This is a genomic window from Acinetobacter lwoffii (assembly GCF_049367455.1).
Lineage (GTDB): Bacteria > Pseudomonadota > Gammaproteobacteria > Pseudomonadales > Moraxellaceae > Acinetobacter > Acinetobacter lwoffii_W.
In genome coordinates, this window is record NZ_JBMPXW010000001.1 from 1,312,643 (window position 1) to 1,329,953 (window position 17,311).

Below are 17,311 nucleotides of genomic sequence, written 5' to 3' on the forward strand. Positions count from 1 at the left end.
GGATAAGGACATCCCTTCAGTGATACAAAAGATTTTTGCTACTTTTCATCTCTGAAAAGTAGGTATCCCCTACGAATGAATATTTCGATCAAACATGATAAATGAGGGAATGACCAAAAATTATAAATACTGATCAATCACCTGAATATGCTTAGCAAGCGATCCCGTATTTAACTGCATAATTTGCTGTGCTGCTGCATTCAATTTTTCCGCCTTGACCTGATCTCGTAAAAGTTCCAGTAATATATCTGTAGCCTGCTGGGCATCCTGCACTACTGCGACTGCGTCTGCCTGAACAAATTCATCCACGATGGTCTGAAAATTAAAATAGTTTTTGCCTAAAACAGTCGGCACATTCAGCGCAATCGGCTCCAGAATATTATGTCCACCACCTGGCTCGTTCAACGAACCACCGACATAACAGGCCTGGCTAAAAGCATACCAAAGCCACATTTCACCCATAGAGTCGGCCAGATAAACTTGGGTATCTGCTTCAATACGTTGCCCTAAACTACGACGCTGGATTTTTAATCCCAAAGACTGTACGGCCTGAAATACCTCATCAAAACGTTCCGGATGACGCGGCACCACAATACAGACCAACTTGGGATCAGCCTCTAAAGCAGCTTTTAAAGTACTCAGAATTTCTTTTTCTTCAGGAGCATGAGTACTGGCCAATGTGATCACTTTACGACCTGATAACTGCCACTCCTGTTTCAACTGACCTGCCTGCTGGATAAAGCGCTCGGGCGCAGTAATATCAAATTTGATATTGCCCAAAACCTGGGTTTTTTCGGCTGCGATTCCTAACTGAATATAACGCTGCTGAGTAGCAGCATCCTGTGCCAAAAGACTAGTTAAATTCTTGAGCATGCCACGGGTCAGACCTTTGACCTTGGCATAGCCTCTGGCGGATTTTTCAGAAAGTCGGGCATTCAGCAGCAAACAGGGCACCTTAAAATCCGGTGCCTGATCCAGCAGATTCGGCCAAAGTTCAGTTTCCATCAGCAATAAAAGTTTCGGCTGATATTTTTGATAAAACTCACGAATTAAAGTTTTCTGGTCAGCAGGCAAATACACGGCTTGAAATAAATCGAGATAAGGCGCTTTTAAAAAAAGTGATTTAGCGCGTGCCTGACCGGTTTTGGTGGTATTGGTGACCAGCACCGAATGGCCAAGTTTTAAATAATGTTCAATTAACGGTTGGGCAGCATTGGTTTCACCCACCGACACCACATGAAACCAGATGGCATGCAGGTTTTTGGGTGGCTGAAACGGGCCAAAACGTTCTGTCAGTTCTTGTTGTAATTGTTCAGGATCGGTCGCACGTTTACGGATACGCGATTGATATAAGGGTTTAACCAGCGCCAAGGCTGTGTTATACCAAAATGGAGTGGCCACATTGCGCCCCTGTCCAAAGATTCAATGGGCAGAATATAGCAGAGCCACATCAACATGTTAATCAATGTGGCTCATTTTTAGATTATTCTACTGTAGTTAAAGCTTCTGCTTCAGCCAATGTCGGATAATCAATATAGCCTTCCGCGACATTGGTTCCGATCATATTTTCCAGCTTCAGTTCATTCAATGGTGCATCTTCGAGCAGACGTTCGTATAGATCCGGATTGGCAATATAAGCCTTACCAAAAGACACCGCTTCGGCCTTGCCTGAAGCCAGTAATTCAATGGCATCTTCACGGCTGAGGCGCATATTGGCAATATACGGCACACCATTTGAGCGCTGTTTCATATAGTCCGAAATGCTGTCTTCCGCCAGATATTCACGGGTAAAGAAAAATGCGATCTGACGTTTGCCCAATTGCTCCATCACATAACCAAATGTTTCACGTGGATCATTATCTCCCATGTCGTGTTCATCGCCACGCGGTGCTAAATGAATTCCGACACGGTCTGCACCCCAGACTTCAATCAGTGCATCCATAACTTCCAGCAGGAAACGTGTACGATTTTCCACTGAACCGCCGTATTCATCTTCACGCTGATTGGTTTTGCTTTGCAAGAACTGGTCAATCAGATAACCATTGGCAGCATGTAATTCAACACCATCAAAACCGGCTTCTTTAGCACGAATCGCGGCTTGCTTATATTGCTCGGTAATCGCTTGAATTTCAGAAACTTCCAAAGGACGTGGCGTAACGTATGGACGTTTTGGACGTAACAAGCTGACATGACCCGCCTGTTGTACTGCACTTGCAGAGACTGGTGTTTCACCATTTAACAGATCCGGATGCGATACACGACCAACATGCCAAAGCTGGGCAACAATCAGACCGCCCTTCTCATGAACCGCTTGAGTAACCTTTTTCCAGCCTTCGACCTGAGCATCGGTAAACAATCCTGGAGTATTTAAATAGCCATTGGCTTCTTCAGAAATCACTGTGGCTTCAGAAATAATCAGGCCAGCACTTGCACGTTGCGCATAATACTCAACCATCATTGGGGTTGGAACGCGATCAGCAGTTGCGCGGTTACGGGTCAGCGGCGCCATGATGACACGGTTTTTAAGCTCTAACGCACCGAGCGTTAAAGGAGAATTTAATTCAGCCATCGTTACTCCCACCTGTTAAAGGTGTTGTTGTAGGTGTTCGATAAATTGTTGAATCAAAGTTTCATTGCGGGAGAAATATGACCACTGTCCATGCTTGGTCGCAGTGATCAGGCCAGTCTGCTGTAACACCGACAGGTGATTGGACATGGTGGACTGGGAAACCTGGCCCAAACGTTCAATTTGACCTGCACAGACCCCACGTTGAAAGCCACCACACTCTTCCGCAGACAGATATTGCTCCGGAGATTTTAACCACTCCAGAATTTGTCGACGGGTCGGATTGGCTAAGGCTTTAAAAATTAGATCAAGGTCCATAGGCACATCACAATCAGTGGCGCAACGAAACTTTATTCAGCATCTGCGACCATTATATCGTATTTTTACGATTTATATATCGAATAATTTAGATATAAGAGTCACAATCTGTACAAGCTTGGTTACGCCAGCTATTTAAACAACTTCTTACAAGCCCTGTTTCAAGCTTGCTTCGATAAATTTGTCCAGATCACCGTCCAGAACTGCGCCAGTATTGGAATTTTCCACACCTGTACGCAAATCCTTAATACGTGAATCATCCAGGACATAAGAACGGATCTGACTACCCCACCCAATGTCAGACTTGGAATCTTCCAGTGCTTGTGCCGCTTCGTTACGTTTGCTCATCTCGAGCTCATAAAGTTTGGCACGTAACTGCTTCCAGGCGTGGTCACGGTTGGCATGTTGTGAACGCTGGTTCTGACAGGCCACCACAATTCCGGTCGGTGCATGGGTTAAACGCACGGCAGAATCTGTTTTGTTAATATGCTGACCACCCGCCCCTGATGCACGATAAGTATCGGTACGAACATCGGACGGATTGATTTCAATTTCGATATTGTCATCAACTTCCGGTGACACAAACACGGCAGAGAACGAGGTATGACGACGGTTGCCCGAGTCAAAGGGGGACTTACGCACTAAACGGTGTACACCAGATTCGGTACGTAACCAGCCATAGGCGTACTCACCTTCCACACGAATCGTCGCAGATTTAATCCCGGCAACATCCCCATCAGATTCTTCCATCACTTCTGCTTTAAAGCCATGACGTTCAATCCAGCGTAGATACATACGTAGCAACATAGACGCCCAGTCCTGTGCTTCTGTACCGCCTGAACCAGCTTGAATTTCCAGATAGCAAGGATTTGGATCCATCGGATTATTGAACATACGGCGGAATTCAAGCTTGGCCAGTTCTTCTTCAGCCGTGCTCAGTTCAGCCTGTACATCTTCTAGCAAGCTTTCATCATCCGCTTCAACCGCCAGATCAAGCAGAGCCTGTGCATCTTCAAGCTGGGTACTTAAGCGATCCAGCACATTTAATACATTTTCAAGCTCGCCTTTCTCTTTGGCCATCGCTTGGGCACGACTCTGGTCATTCCAGATGGTTGGATCTTCTAATTCACGCAGGACTTCTTCTAAACGCTCTTTTTTCAGATCGTAGTCAAAGATACCCCCGTAGTGTTTGACCACGTTCGTTTAAGTCTTTTAATTGGTTTAGATACGGATTAATTTCCACGTGAATTACTCTCAATCAAAATTAGGCACAAAATTCTTAGCCCGATATTATAGCACAGTCTATTTCCGCTATTTTAACGATCCATTCAGTCTAAGGCTCGAATGTCTTGAGCATTTAGACCTGTATTTCCCTCATCCAATTTTCAACATCTCATAGACTCTTTTGCGTCTTTTTATCCGAGATTTTTATCGGCTTTTTAGCCCCGTTTTATGACCGAAATATAATTTTGCAATTGATTTTATAATTTAGGATTTCTTATTGGTCTGTATAAAAAATCAGCGAATTCAATAGATTCCACAATATCTACACACTTTTAATAAAACACTACATTATAAATTTAATTTTATTATTCAGTCACTTGTTCAGCAAAAATTACACAAGATTACGCTATTCACATTACTGTAACTTTCCTTTGATTGACGATCTTTGGAATTGCTCTAGACTGAAAGTTGTAACAAAAAGTGTAATGTTTTTAACTCACGATTTGAGGGGTAGTAACCATGAAAAAATTAGCGATTGCTTCGGCACTACTTTCAGCAATAGCAATGACTGGTACAGCAGCACATGCTTACCAAGCAGAAATTGGTGCATCAGCAGGAGTGGTTGATCCTGACAACGGTGGAACTAGCGGTTCTTTCGGCGTTGATGGTACATATTACTTCAATCCAGTTCAAACACGTAATGCACCATTAGCAGAAGCAGCATTCCTTGATCGTGCTAGCAACGTGAGTGCGCAATATCAATATAATGAAATTGGTGATTCTGAAGCGCATCGTTATGGCGTAGGTGCAGAGTACTTCGTACCGAATTCTGACTTCTACTTAAGCGGTAACGTCAATGGCCATGATCTGCAAGACAATGATGATGTAGAAAATGATTTAACCACCTATGCAGCTGAAGTCGGTTATCTGCCAGCGCCAGGTCTATTGATTGCGGCGGGTGTAAAAGGTTGGGATAACGACAATGATGATGGCGTAGATCCAACATTGCGTGCTAAATATGTCACTACACTTAGCAACGGTAAAGACATCAACCTGGAAGCAGGTGCAGCGTTTGGTGATTTAGATGAATACAATCTGGCAGCAGATTATTTCATCGACAAAACCTTGAGTGTCGGTGCTGATTATCACAACAATGATATTACCGACAAGAGCGAATTTGGTATCAATGCACGTAAGTTCATTAACCAGCAAGTGAGCTTAGAAGGCCGTGTCGGCTTTGGTGAACAGTTTAACAATGACTACAATACCTTTGGTGTAGCAGCGAAGTACCGCTTCTAATCTAAAACCAAAAATTAGTCATTCATAGAAAACCCATCCTCGGATGGGTTTTTTTATTGCACTCTTAACAAGCATTTAGGTATTTTTGCACATTGACGGGGCGAATATAAACTGTACAATTTGTTACAACTGTTCATCAAACAGTCATATTTTTATAACAAAGAGAGAAATCTAAATGCTTAAGAAACTTGCTCTTGCTACAGCGCTTCTTGCTGGCCTGGGAACTGCACATGCTTACCAAGCTGAACTTAATGTCGGGTATGAAAATACAGATATTGATAATGTTGGGGATCTAGATACATTTTTCATCAATGGAAAATATTACTTAAACACTGTTCAAGTTAAGAACTCTCCACTTGCAGAAGCGGCTTTCCTAAATAAAGCAAGCAATATTGGCTTAGGTTATGCAAATGCAAGCGGTGATGGCGATGAGGATATTGATGTATTTGGTGTAAGTGGCGAGTTTTATATTCCAAATACTCAATTTTATGTAAGCGGCACTATTAACCAGGTTGACTTTGCTGGTGAAGACAATACTGGCTATGCTTTTGAAGTTGGTTACTTACCAGTTAATGGCCTACTATTAGCAGCTGGTGCAGCTAATGAAAGCGTTGATCCAGTTCAGGTAGCAAATTATGGTTTTGTCCCTAACCTCCTAAATGCTGTTACTGTAGGTGATGATACTGCACTATCTTTACGTGCAAAATATGTGACTCAGATTGGTAATCATTTTGCCAATTTTGAAGGTTTAACTTATTTCGGTGATGAAACAACTTATCGTTTAGGCGCTGATCTTTATATCGATCCAACTTTAAGTGTGGGTGTATCAATCGCGGATTCTACAGAAGATGATTCAGATACAGTATTTGGTTTACGCGCACAAAAATTCTTTACACCTGCAATTGCAGCTGGCGTGAACTATACAACTACTGACGGTGCTGACTCTTTCGGTATTAACGGTACTTTCCGCTTCTAATCTCTCCGATTAAAAGCAAAAAAAACCGCTCACTCGAGCGGTTTTTTATGGCCTATTGTTCTAAATGGATAATCCGCATTTGCAAGCTGATATTGCCATTAAATACATTTTTATCCAGCTCATAGACCAATCGTGTATCTTTCATCGGGTCAAAGTCATATTTATCCGCTGCATTGAAAGCGATCGCATCCACGACCTGCCCATTCTCCAACGCCACACGTAACTTAAGATGCACATCTTTAAGCCAGCGATAGTCCATGATTTTGAACACACCATCAAAAATCGGTTGGGGGAATTTTTGCCCCCATGGACTTAAATTCTGTAATAAATCGACTGTTTCAATGTGAAAAGCAGAAGCTGGCAGCTCTCCATCCGTCCATAAAGTCGCAGTGAATAAATCCTCATCCATCGCACCAATCAGTACTTCAAAGACCTGCTTAAACTCGGCGAAATTTTCTTTTTTCAGGGTTAAACCGGCTGCTGCTGCATGGCCACCAAAATGACTGACTAAATGAGGATATTGCTCTGCTACCTGTTCAATCGCATCACGAATATGAATACCTTCAATCGAACGCGCCGAACCTTTGATATGAATCCCATCCTGATCTGCGGCAAAAACAATACTCGGACGATGGAACTGCTCTTTTAAACGCCCTGCTACAATCCCGATCACTCCCTGATGCCAATGCTGTTCAAACATGATCAACGCAGCAGGTAGTTCAGTGGCATCCCACTGGATTTTATCCAGCTCAAGCAAGGCTTCCTGCTTGATTTTACCTTCCACCTGACGGCGTTCGACATTGAGCTGATTCAGCTGTTCAGCCAGTGGATAAGCAGTTGTCAGATCAGGAGCCAGCAAACATTCGATCCCGATATCCATGGTTTCCATGCGTCCAGCCGCGTTAATCCGTGGGCCTAAAACAAAGCCCAAATCTTGAGCTTTCAGACCAGCAGGATCACGCTTTGCAATATCAAGTAGCGCACTGATCCCTGCACGGCACTGCCCTTGCTGGATCCGTTTCAGACCTGCATCGACCAGAATCCGGTTGTTGTAGTCCAAGCTCGCGACATCGGCATAGGTGCCGAGCGCTACCAGATCAAGATAATTGGTAATTACAGTAGAGGATTTTCCAAGTTTCTTGCGATGGGTAGACAGATTGGCCAATACATAAAAAGCCACCCCGACCCCGGCTAGTGCTTTGCTTGGAAAGTCGCAACCCAACTGATTGGGATTGACCACGGCTTCGGCTTTTGGTGTCGGCTTGGTCGTCAGATGATGGTCGGTAATGATTACCTGCATGCCATGATCTTGTGCCTGTTTGACTCCTTCATGACTGGAAATGCCATTGTCCACGGTAATCAGTAAATCAGGTGTGAAACTGACAAAGGCCAGATCTGCAATTGCGGGTGTCAGTCCATAACCATATTTAAAACGGTCAGGAACCAGATATTCGACATTGGCACCCATATCGCGCAGTGCCAGCACCATGAGTGCAGTACTGGTCGCGCCATCGGCATCATAATCACCGACGATCACGATTTTCTGGCCACGATCAATCGCCTGATCGATCAGTTGAATCGCTTCAGGCAACCCCTTCATGGTCGGTGCCAGCAAATGCTTCAGCTTGAGCTCAAGTTCCTGCTCGGATTCCACCCCACGACGAGCCAGAATCTCGGCCACAAATGCAGGGACGCCCGGTAAATTTTCAGGGCGTGTCAGCAATGGACGTTGTTTGATTTCCAGTTTTTGCATGGTTATGGCATTAAGCGCTCTAAAGTCCAGCCGGCATCGGTTTGGCGATAACTTAAACGGTCATGCAAACGGTTCGGACGACCCTGCCAGAATTCATAATAATCGGGTTCGAGACGATAACCACCCCAGAATACCGGCTTGTCCAGCTGTTGCTGATTGGCAACCTGGGTATGCAAATCCCAAAAACGTTGCTGCAATTCCTCACGACTAGCCACGATGCCACTTTGCGGGGTACTGATATGCGCGGCAATCTGGCTTTCGCGTGGACGTTTATGATAATAGTCGGTCGATTCTTCTTCCGATATTTTCTTTACACGACCCGAAATACGAATCTGACGTTCCTGATCCTGCCAGTAGAACAACAGTTCGGCATAAGGATTTTTAGCCAGATCCAGACCTTTTTGACTATCATAGTTGGTATAAAAATCATACCCTGCGTCAGTCGCTCCACGCAGCAATACCGTACGCACATGCGGACGGCCTTGTGCATTGGCTGTTGCCAACGACATGGCATAGGGCTCGTGCAATTTTGCTTCCAGTGCATGGTTAAACCATTGCAAGAACTGCATATGCGGATTCGGATTGACTTGCTGTTCCTGTAACTCGCCTTTTTCATAATTCAGGCGTAGTTCACTCAGATCCTTGATCAGATCACTCATTATCTATGTTCCCGTTAAGCTGCATTGGCACGCACAGCATCTGCCAGGCTGTTTGCAAGTGTGGTGACTTCAGCCAGATCATCGCCTTCGACCATCACACGAATGACAGGTTCTGTGCCGGATTTACGAATCAATAAACGGCCACGGCCTTTAAGCTGCTGTTCGGCTTTTTCAAATTCAGCTGCCAGTGCAGGCACTGAATAAGGATCAAACATGGCATTTAAACGTACATTGACCAGGACATTTGGCAACAGTTTAAAGTCAGCCACAAGTTCATGCAGGGCTTTTTTCTGTTCAACCATCACCGTTAATACCTGCAAGGCGGCAATAATCGCATCGCCTGTGGTGCTCTTGTCCAAAGTCAGAATATGACCTGAAGGCTCACCACCAATGGTCCAACCATTTTCTTCCAGGCCCTGCAATACATAACGGTCGCCGACTTTGGCACGTAATAACGGCACTTGTGCTTTTTCCAGCGCCAGTTCCAATGCCATATTGCTCATTAAGGTACCCACAATACCTGCAGGTTTTTTCGAGCTTTGAGTCGCAAGAATATAAAGAATATGGTCGCCATCAATCAGATTACCGGCTTTATCTACGAGAACCACACGGTCAGCATCCCCATCAAAGGCAATACCCAAATCCGCTTGATGTTGAATCACGGCTTGTTGCAAGCTTTCCGGATGCGTTGAACCACAGCCCTCATTAATATTTAAACCGCTCGGCTCATTGTGAATCGCAATTACACGTGCGCCCAGTTCACGGAACACTGCAGGTCCCACGTTATAGGCTGCACCATTGGCACAATCCACCACAATGGTGAGTTCATTCAGATCCAGATGATACGGGAACGTCGATTTACAGAATTCAATATAGCGACCATTAGCATCTTTAACCCGGATACTTTTACCCAGATTCGCCGTATCTTCAATCACAAAATCTTTTTCAAGTTCCTGATTAATTTCGTCTTGCAAGGCATCTGGCAGTTTTTTGCCTTCCGCAGAGAAGAACTTAATGCCGTTGTCAAAATACGGGTTATGCGAAGCGGAAATGACAATACCCAAGCTGGCATGCAAAGCACGGGTCAGATGAGCAATGGCTGGAGTCGGTAGTGGACCTAAAAGATGAACATAAACGCCAGCGGCATTTAAACCTGCCTGTAAGGCAGCTTCCAGGATATAACCAGACAAACGGGTATCTTTACCCAGAACCACCAATGGTTTGGATTTTTTACTATGACGTTTTAAAACTTTACCAGCCGCAAATCCCAGTTTCAGGGCAAACTCAGGGGTAATCGGCAATTCGCCAAACTTTCCACGAATACCATCCGTACCAAAATAACTCATCTTTATCTCACTTCTTAGCGGATGATTGATATCACCCATTTTTTTCCTTGAGTCACACTTTACACCAAAATAAAAAAGCCGTCATTTGCATGACGGCTTTTTAAAATTTTAAATCACAGGAAATTAACCTACGCGATAGTTTGGTGCTTCTTTGGTAATGGTCACATCATGTACATGCGACTCAGACATACCGGCAGAAGTGATTTTCACAAACTTGGCATTCTGACGCAGGTCTTCAATCGTCGCAGAACCGGTATAACCCATTGAAGAACGTAGGCCGCCCATCATCTGATGTACGATATTACCCATTGGGCCTTTGTACGGTACACGACCTTCAATACCTTCAGGAACCAGCTTCTCGGCACCGGCCTTAGAGTCCTGGAAGTAACGGTCAGCAGAACCTGTTGCGCCAGCCATCGCACCCAATGAACCCATACCGCGATAAGCCTTGTAGTAACGGCCCTGGAAGAATTCAACTTCGCCTGGTGCTTCTTCAGTACCGGCCATCAATGAACCAACCATAATCGTGCTTGCGCCCGCACCAATCGCTTTGGCCATATCGCCAGAGAAACGAATACCGCCATCTGCGATCAAAGGAATCTGATCTTTCAGCGCATTGGCAACAGAATCAATCGCAGAGATCTGTGGCATACCAATACCCGCCACAATACGCGTGGTACAGATTGAACCAGGACCAATACCAACTTTAACGGCATCCGCACCTGCATCAAGTAACGCCAGCGCAGCATCACCTGTCGCGATGTTACCGCCAATCACCTGAACTTGTGGATAATTGGCCTTAACCCAACGTACACGCTCGATCACACCTGCAGAATGGCCATGTGCAGTATCGACTACAATCACGTCCACACCTGCATCAACCAAGGCTTCTACGCGGCTTGGCGTTTCTGCACCAGTACCGACAGCAGCACCAACACGCAGACGACCCAGGTCATCTTTACAGCTATTTGGATACAATTCAGCTTTACGGAAATCGGTTACCGTAATTAAGCCTTTCAGCTCTTGCTGATCGTTGACCACCAATACTTTTTCAATACGGTGCTGTTGCAATAAAGCTTGGATATTTTCTTTCGATTCGCCTTCACGAACTGTCACCAGGCGATCCTGACCAGTCATGATATTGCTGACTGGCTGCTCAAGATTGGTTTCAAAGCGTGTATCACGACCGGTCACGATACCCACCACTTTGCCATCTTTCACAACGGGTACACCACTGATATTGTTGGCTTGAGTCAACGCAATCAGTTCACATACTGTGGTTTCAGGAGTGACTGTAATCGGGTCTTTGACCATACCCGCTTCGAATTTTTTCACACGGCGCACTTCTGCAGCCTGAACCGCGATATCCATGTTCTTGTGCAAAATACCGATACCACCATTTTGCGCCATTGCAATTGCCATACGGGACTCAGTCACCGTATCCATTGCTGCAGACACAAGAGGAATATTCAGGTTAATGCCACGAGTTAAACGTGTCTTTAGGGAGACATCTTTTGGAAGAACAGTAGAATAGGCAGGGAGTAATAGGACATCATCGAAGGTTAACGCGTCTTGAACGATGGTCAACATAACAGTCTCACTGGTAATTTCCGTGCACTATTATAAACAAATATCGGCTTAAATTTCATTGCAATTGCAAAATTATTTTTTTATTCAAGCTTCGTACACGCAGATCTATGTGGGTGCTAAAACAGTATCAATAATACGTCCGATCATGAAGTTCCCTATTTTAAAATATACCCCGATCATTTTAATGAAGTGAAAAGCAGAGCCTAAGCTCTGCTTTGGATGGATTTAGCTGACATATTCAAAACTGTCATCATTGTCGGCTTCATCAGTTTCAATCTGGACAAAGGGCAACATATTGTGTGCAATACGTGCCTTATTGCATTGCTCATCGGCAATCTGCACTTCTTTGCAGGATGAACTGCGCTGCTCATACATACCACAGCTGACCTGCTGGCCGATGGTGCCATCAAGTGCAATACAGCGTGGATTTTTTTGATTGGTTCCAGCCATACATGAATAGACTGCTGTCACAGGTTCGGTATAGTGCTCAGGCATATGAATTCCTTCAGCCCAATAAAACGAAACCCTGAAATAGGCGCAGCACGCCCCGCAGCTTAAACACGCATCCGGTTTTGGAACTTGAGACAACATTTCTTATAAGTTCTCATTATCAAAAAAAAGTTTTTTGGAGAAGAAATATAAAAAATGTTGTTTTTCCACACAAGAAAAAAATTATTTTTTGTGTGAACTATTCAGGACAGGTAAAAACCGTTTCATCCATCAGGTCAGTGCCGCATTCCAGCGTTTCAATCCAGTCCAGAAACTGGGTAATCTGCTCTTTGCCGATAAATGGTGTGCCATGCTGCGGCACAATCATCTCGACTTCCATGCTGCGTACCATTTTCACCCAGAGACGAATCACCTTGTTATTGCACATATAGCGTTGATGGAAGCTTTTCATTTTTGGGATATGCGCGGCAAAGTTTTCCAGTGGCTTGGCGGCATCTTCAACCATGGACGCACCCATATCACCTGAAAATAAAATTTTGGCAATCGGATCATAAAACTGGAAATTCCCTACCGAATGCAGAAAATGCGCCGGTACCGCCACAATATGAGATTGGCCCAGTGGAATGATTTGACCATGATCCGGAAGCTCCACCAGACGGTCCAGCCAGTTGCCTTTCATCCGGTCGCTCATAAAGGCCGAGTTTAAGTGCGGCAAGAAACGTGCCCACAGCTTGGATGCCACCACTTTGGCATCGGTATATACCAGCCAGCGCGGCATGGAAGTGATAATGTCCGGGTCTTGATGTGAAGCCATGACATAGTCCAGATGGGTCAAGCGGGTGTATTTATTCAGTTCCATGGTCAGCGGCACATAGGTTAAATCACCACCCGGATCGAGTACCGCTGCGCGCTCATGATCAATAATCAAAAACTGGTTTGCCTGAACGCCTTCACCTTTGACCAGACTGGTAAAACTAATGCATTTATGTGTCCCATTATCAAACAGGACTTGCGATGTGGTGCGCTCAAAAACCATGTAAATTCCCCAATTTATAGTTAAAACTGCTGTTTTATACCCATACAACATATAAGGATTTAATAGAATTTACAATCCATAAAACCGACCATATCACGAGCTTTATCAAGCTTTTCAGAGGATTTAGGCATAAAAAATCCTGAGTTTTTAGCTCAGGATTCATGCAATTTGTTATTTTATAATTTAAAAGAAATAATATTGAACCAGGGTCGCGACACCTATGACCAGGAAAATGGCCGCGCCAATTTTATGGATCAGGCTGATCGGTAGTTTGTTCGCCAGTTTATCACCCAAAAATACCGCAGGCGCATTGGCCAGCATCATGCCTAGCGTAGTACCCAACATCACCCAGAAGACGCTGTCGAAACGTGCCGCCAGTGCGACCGTGGCAATCTGGGTTTTGTCACCAATTTCTGCCAGAAAAAACAAAATGAAGGTTGCACCAAATACCCCGAATTTTTGCCATTTATTGATACTGGCATTTTCATCACCCAGTTCATCCGGAATCAGCATCCAGACTGCCATCGCGATAAAGCCAATCGAAACGATCCACAGCAGTACTTCCGGCCCAATCACTGTGGTTACCCATTGTCCCAATACTGCAGAAAGGCCGTGGTTAATCAGCGTCGCCAATAAAATGGCAACTAAAATAGGAACAGGTTTGCGAAAACGTGCGGCAAGCAGCAATGCCAGCAGTTGGGTCTTATCACCCATTTCAGCCAGCGCTACGATTGCAGTCGACAGTAGGAATTCATACATGAGGTTTTTCTCTGGCTAGCATCCAATACCAATGACTCACCGCTCCTGCTAGCCAAAATCTGCAGAGTGGTAAATCAAAGGTCTTGCCAACAAAAGAAAGCTTGGAAAAGCTGACTTGGTTCTTTGCTATGATGACCATGCTCGGTTGAGCAAATATGTTGACCATCACCCTTCTGCTTTGCGCAAAAGGCGGCTACTCCCCAATGAAGTGCGCCAAGTATAGAATCAAATAACCTGAGTTCGATGAAATATTTTAGCTTTTTAGCAAGTTTTGGAAAGTTGGCTTATTTGGATTTAAGCAATAAGCCACTATAGCAGCCATAATATTCACCATAAAGTTATTCACCGAACGATGACGTGAATGGTCAATTTGATGTAAGTTTTTTAACTGATCATTCACTGTTTCGATCAATCCTCTTCTGCAAAGCAATTGTTTTTCTTCTTCAGTTTGGATGGGTTTATTTTTCATATTCTTGCGTGACGGGGTTAATAGTCTGAGCCCCCTTGCTGCTAAAGCTTCAGTTTTTGCTTTACTCAGATAGCCTTTATCGCCCAGTAAAATACCTTTTAACTCTTGGGTTAAAGATTCAAGTACAGCAACATCATGAACACTTCCCGATGTAATCTTGAGATTAATAATTTCACCCAAGTTGTTGATAACAATATGGACTTTAAATCCATAAAACCAACCTGTGCTACTTTTACCACGACCAGCTAAGCCTTTAAATACACGATGTCTTTTAATTCTAAGATTATGGCAAACGACCAATTTAGTCGAATCAATAATACAAATTCCGGTATCTTCTCCTTTAACTTGATGGAAGAAACTACTCAAAGCTTGCAAACAACGCGGCATAATTTCAATAAAACGATTGTAACTAAGAAGCTTGGGAAAAGCTGATTTCCAAAATGGGATGATCATATGACAATAAAAATATTTGAAAAATCTAAACCCGGATTTATGAAATAAAATGACAATGGTCATGACTTCAGACAAGCTTAAAGCTGACTTTTTCATTGTTGTTTTTTGATCAGAAATTAGAGCTTTCTCTAAAGATTCATTAAACTTTTTGCAGAAATCATCCAAGATACAAAATAATTCGGTAATATAGTCCATGAAAAAGCCTTGCTCTGAAATGTTTTGTCTTCGTAACCAAGATATTACAGATGCTAAGGCTTTTTTTTATTTATTTTTTATGTCGAACTCAGGTAAATAGATTATTTTTCAATGCAGCAGCAAAAAACCCTGCCGAAGCAGGGTTTTCTCTTTACACCCTCTTTATATTTCTCCCAGAGAGAGAATAAAGGGCATATACATGATTTTTTAGATCAATAAAGTACGGATATCTTTGAGCAGCTTGGTCAGCTTGTTGGTGAAACGAGCAGCATCTGCACCATTGATCACACGGTGATCGTAGGACAATGAAAGCGGCAGCATCAAGCGTGGATCAAAGCCTTCACCATTCCATACTGGTTGCATGGTGGCAGGAGAAATACCCAGAATCGCCACTTGCGGCCAGTTCACCAATGGCGTAAATGCTGTACCACCAATTGAGCCCAGGCTGGTGATGGTAAAGTTCGCACCTTGCAGGTCTTTCGGTGACAATTTCTTGTCACGCGCTTTTTGACCCAGGGTTCCCAGCTCAGTGGCAATCTGTTTAATGGACTTCTGATCGGGATGACGCAGTACAGGCACGGTCAAACCATCTGGCGTTGCGACCGCGATACCCATATGGATCTCGTTACGTAGCAAGACTGACTTACCATCATCGGCCAAGTGACCAGCAAATTCACGCTCTTCTTTTAACAAGTGCGCAACTGCTTTGATGATGAATGCCATAATGGTCAGGCTCAGGCCTTCTTTCTTGAAGTTGCCTTTCAGTTCATTACGCCATGCTTCGAGTTCAGTAATATCTGCTGCATCAAACTGGGTCACTTGCGGAATGAAATTATTCAGCGACAACTGTGGAATAGACACTTGTTGCAAACGCGTCAAGGCTTTCTCTTCCACACCACCAAAAGCGCTAAAGTCTGGCAGTTTTGGCAGACCTGCGACTTGAGCAGCAGCGGCTACAGGAGCCGCCTGTGGCGTAGTAAGACGCGTTTTGACATACGCTTTCAGGTCTTCTTTCATGACGCGCGCATGTGGGCCAGATGCTTTGACATCTGCCAGCACAACGCCCAGTTCACGTGCCAGTTTACGCACTGCAGGACCGGCATAAACTTTAGAATTAGCGGCATTCTGCTCTTTGGTCAGCTTGTCAGCATTATCCGACGTCGTGACTGTTTGAGTAGAAGATGCAGCAGGTGCCGGGGCTGCTTTTGGTGCTTCTGCTGCTTTCGGTGCTTCTGCTTTGGCTACGACAGGTGCAGCAGCTGCTTGCGCTTCAGCTTCAGCTTCAGCTTCAATTGTCACCAGTGCAATGCCTTGAGAGACATTTTGACCCAGCTCAACATGAATGGCTTTAATCACGCCAGCTGTAGTGCTTGGCACTTCAACAGTGGCTTTATCTGATTCTACCACGATGATGCTCTGATCTTTTTCAACCGTATCACCGACCTGAACCAGAATTTCCGCCACAGCCGCCTTGTCTACACCCAAGTCAGGCACAGCAATTTCAACATCACCTGCAGGTGCTGCTGGCGTTTGTGGTGCTTCAACTGCTTTCTCTTGGGTGGCCGCTTGAGCAACTGGTGCTTGAGATGCTTCTGTCTGTGCTGACGCTGCCGAAACAGCCGTTTTCACTTTCAGAATGACCACACCTTCTTTGATCGTGTCGCCTTCTTTAATCTGGATGGATTCCACCGTACTTGGCACTTCAACAGTCGCCTTGTCTGATTCCACCACTACGATACTTTGATCTACCTCGATTTCATCACCGACAGAAACCAAGATTTCACCGACAGTGGCTTTTTCTACGCCAATATCGGGGATTTGCACATCAACCACTTGTAAGCTTGTTTGAGCCTCAGGAGCAGCAGAAGCTTTAGGCTGATGTGAAGCCAGTTCCTGCATGATTTCCTGATCCAGTAATGAAGTCGGAGTATTTTCTGAGGTTTTTTGTGAGGCATCTGCTTGCTGTGGCTCGACCACATCAGCGCTACCGTCTTCAGCTTGTAGCTCAATCAGTACTGCGCCTTCAGCGACTTCATCACCCTGACTCACCAGAATGCTTTTTACCACGCCTGCTGAAGTGCTAGGCACTTCAACAGAGGCTTTATCAGATTCAAGTAACACAATGCTGTCATCGATCGCGATCGTATCACCCACTTTGACCAGAATTTCGGCCACTGTTGCCTTATCTACACCAATATCAGGAGTCGTAATTTGCATG

15 protein-coding genes and 1 riboswitch are annotated in these 17,311 nt (G+C 44.6%); of the genes, 2 read left to right on the plus strand and 13 right to left on the minus strand.

Annotated elements, in window-relative coordinates:
- Window positions 1-120: 120 nt before the first annotated feature.
- The 4 genes from ACO1B7_RS06295 to prfB form a co-directional block, all read right to left on the minus strand.
- On the minus strand, window positions 121-1,401 hold the full coding sequence (locus ACO1B7_RS06295) for a 3-deoxy-D-manno-octulosonic acid transferase (RefSeq protein ID WP_004281351.1): 1,281 nt from the start codon (window positions 1,399-1,401) through the stop codon (window positions 121-123).
- 82 nt (window positions 1,402-1,483) lie between these two features.
- On the minus strand, window positions 1,484-2,569 hold the full coding sequence (locus tag ACO1B7_RS06300; RefSeq protein WP_004281348.1) for an alkene reductase: 1,086 nt from the start codon (window positions 2,567-2,569) through the stop codon (window positions 1,484-1,486).
- A gap of 15 nt (window positions 2,570-2,584) precedes the next feature.
- A complete protein-coding gene (locus ACO1B7_RS06305) occupies window positions 2,585-2,884 on the minus strand; it encodes an ArsR/SmtB family transcription factor (protein ID WP_004281346.1) in 300 nt (99 codons plus the stop codon).
- Window positions 2,885-3,031: 147 nt separating this feature from the next.
- Window positions 3,032-4,127, minus strand: a protein-coding gene (prfB, locus tag ACO1B7_RS06310; protein WP_101627160.1) for a peptide chain release factor 2 whose coding sequence is annotated in 2 segments (ribosomal slippage) — window positions 3,032-4,054 and window positions 4,056-4,127 — 1,095 coding nt in all. Because the reading frame shifts where the segments join, the coding sequence is not laid out codon by codon here.
- A gap of 500 nt (window positions 4,128-4,627) precedes the next feature.
- Between prfB and ACO1B7_RS06315 the strand changes: the two genes are divergently transcribed.
- Window positions 4,628-5,407: a putative porin gene (locus tag ACO1B7_RS06315; protein WP_005108142.1), complete on the plus strand. Its 780-nt coding sequence runs from the start codon at window positions 4,628-4,630 to the stop codon at window positions 5,405-5,407.
- 175 nt (window positions 5,408-5,582) lie between these two features.
- Window positions 5,583-6,383, plus strand: coding sequence for a putative porin (locus tag ACO1B7_RS06320; RefSeq protein ID WP_004647251.1), 801 nt, complete (start codon window positions 5,583-5,585; stop codon window positions 6,381-6,383).
- A 52-nt stretch (window positions 6,384-6,435) separates the two neighbouring features.
- On the opposite strand, the gene recJ is transcribed toward ACO1B7_RS06320, so the two are convergent.
- From recJ to ACO1B7_RS06365, 9 genes are all read right to left on the minus strand, one after another.
- Window positions 6,436-8,136, minus strand: coding sequence for a single-stranded-DNA-specific exonuclease RecJ (gene recJ, locus ACO1B7_RS06325; protein WP_005261557.1), 1,701 nt, complete (start codon window positions 8,134-8,136; stop codon window positions 6,436-6,438).
- 2 nt (window positions 8,137-8,138) lie between these two features.
- Window positions 8,139-8,795, minus strand: a complete 657-nt coding sequence (gene pdxH / locus ACO1B7_RS06330) for a pyridoxamine 5'-phosphate oxidase (protein ID WP_005245734.1) — start codon at window positions 8,793-8,795, stop codon at window positions 8,139-8,141.
- 14 nt (window positions 8,796-8,809) lie between these two features.
- Complete coding sequence (glmM, locus tag ACO1B7_RS06335; RefSeq protein ID WP_034439062.1) at window positions 8,810-10,141, minus strand: phosphoglucosamine mutase; 1,332 nt, start codon at window positions 10,139-10,141, stop codon at window positions 8,810-8,812.
- A gap of 123 nt (window positions 10,142-10,264) precedes the next feature.
- On the minus strand, window positions 10,265-11,731 hold the full coding sequence (gene guaB / locus ACO1B7_RS06340; RefSeq protein WP_423089927.1) for an IMP dehydrogenase: 1,467 nt from the start codon (window positions 11,729-11,731) through the stop codon (window positions 10,265-10,267).
- Between the two features lie 225 nt (window positions 11,732-11,956).
- The gene (locus tag ACO1B7_RS06345; protein WP_080591854.1) at window positions 11,957-12,322 is read right to left on the minus strand and encodes a YkgJ family cysteine cluster protein; all 366 of its coding nucleotides are present in this window, start codon (window positions 12,320-12,322) and stop codon (window positions 11,957-11,959) included.
- A 97-nt stretch (window positions 12,323-12,419) separates the two neighbouring features.
- A complete protein-coding gene (locus ACO1B7_RS06350) occupies window positions 12,420-13,217 on the minus strand; it encodes an oxygen-binding di-iron domain-containing protein (RefSeq protein ID WP_423089928.1) in 798 nt (265 codons plus the stop codon).
- 183 nt (window positions 13,218-13,400) lie between these two features.
- Window positions 13,401-13,976, minus strand: coding sequence for a TMEM165/GDT1 family protein (locus ACO1B7_RS06355; protein WP_004281327.1), 576 nt, complete (start codon window positions 13,974-13,976; stop codon window positions 13,401-13,403).
- Between the two features lie 72 nt (window positions 13,977-14,048).
- A riboswitch (yybP-ykoY riboswitch) is annotated at window positions 14,049-14,190 on the minus strand.
- 39 nt (window positions 14,191-14,229) lie between these two features.
- Window positions 14,230-15,093 carry an IS982 family transposase gene (locus ACO1B7_RS06360; protein WP_004729973.1) on the minus strand — a complete coding sequence of 288 codons (864 nt, stop codon included), beginning with the start codon at window positions 15,091-15,093 and terminating at the stop codon, window positions 14,230-14,232.
- A gap of 207 nt (window positions 15,094-15,300) precedes the next feature.
- On the minus strand, window positions 15,301-17,310 hold the full coding sequence (locus ACO1B7_RS06365) for a 2-oxo acid dehydrogenase subunit E2 (protein ID WP_423089929.1): 2,010 nt from the start codon (window positions 17,308-17,310) through the stop codon (window positions 15,301-15,303).
- Between the last annotated feature and the right edge of the window lies 1 nt (window position 17,311).

What these genes read in the sequence shown, in the direction of transcription:
- ACO1B7_RS06300 (WP_004281348.1), bottom strand. Translation starts at nt 2,569, where the DNA reads ATGGCTGAATTAAATTCTCCTTTAACGCTCGGTGCGTTAGAGCTTAAA.
- ACO1B7_RS06305 (WP_004281346.1), bottom strand. Translation starts at nt 2,884, where the DNA reads ATGGACCTTGATCTAATTTTTAAAGCCTTAGCCAATCCGACCCGTCGA.
- ACO1B7_RS06315 (WP_005108142.1), top strand. Translation starts at nt 4,628, where the DNA reads ATGAAAAAATTAGCGATTGCTTCGGCACTACTTTCAGCAATAGCAATG.
- ACO1B7_RS06320 (WP_004647251.1), top strand. Translation starts at nt 5,583, where the DNA reads ATGCTTAAGAAACTTGCTCTTGCTACAGCGCTTCTTGCTGGCCTGGGA.
- recJ (WP_005261557.1), bottom strand. Translation starts at nt 8,136, where the DNA reads ATGCAAAAACTGGAAATCAAACAACGTCCATTGCTGACACGCCCTGAA.
- pdxH (WP_005245734.1), bottom strand. Translation starts at nt 8,795, where the DNA reads ATGAGTGATCTGATCAAGGATCTGAGTGAACTACGCCTGAATTATGAA.
- glmM (WP_034439062.1), bottom strand. Translation starts at nt 10,141, where the DNA reads ATGAGTTATTTTGGTACGGATGGTATTCGTGGAAAGTTTGGCGAATTG.
- guaB (WP_423089927.1), bottom strand. Translation starts at nt 11,731, where the DNA reads ATGTTGACCATCGTTCAAGACGCGTTAACCTTCGATGATGTCCTATTA.
- ACO1B7_RS06345 (WP_080591854.1), bottom strand. Translation starts at nt 12,322, where the DNA reads ATGTTGTCTCAAGTTCCAAAACCGGATGCGTGTTTAAGCTGCGGGGCG.
- ACO1B7_RS06350 (WP_423089928.1), bottom strand. Translation starts at nt 13,217, where the DNA reads ATGGTTTTTGAGCGCACCACATCGCAAGTCCTGTTTGATAATGGGACA.
- ACO1B7_RS06355 (WP_004281327.1), bottom strand. Translation starts at nt 13,976, where the DNA reads ATGTATGAATTCCTACTGTCGACTGCAATCGTAGCGCTGGCTGAAATG.
- ACO1B7_RS06360 (WP_004729973.1), bottom strand. Translation starts at nt 15,093, where the DNA reads ATGGACTATATTACCGAATTATTTTGTATCTTGGATGATTTCTGCAAA.
- ACO1B7_RS06365 (WP_423089929.1), bottom strand. Translation starts at nt 17,310, where the DNA reads ATGCAAATTACGACTCCTGATATTGGTGTAGATAAGGCAACAGTGGCC.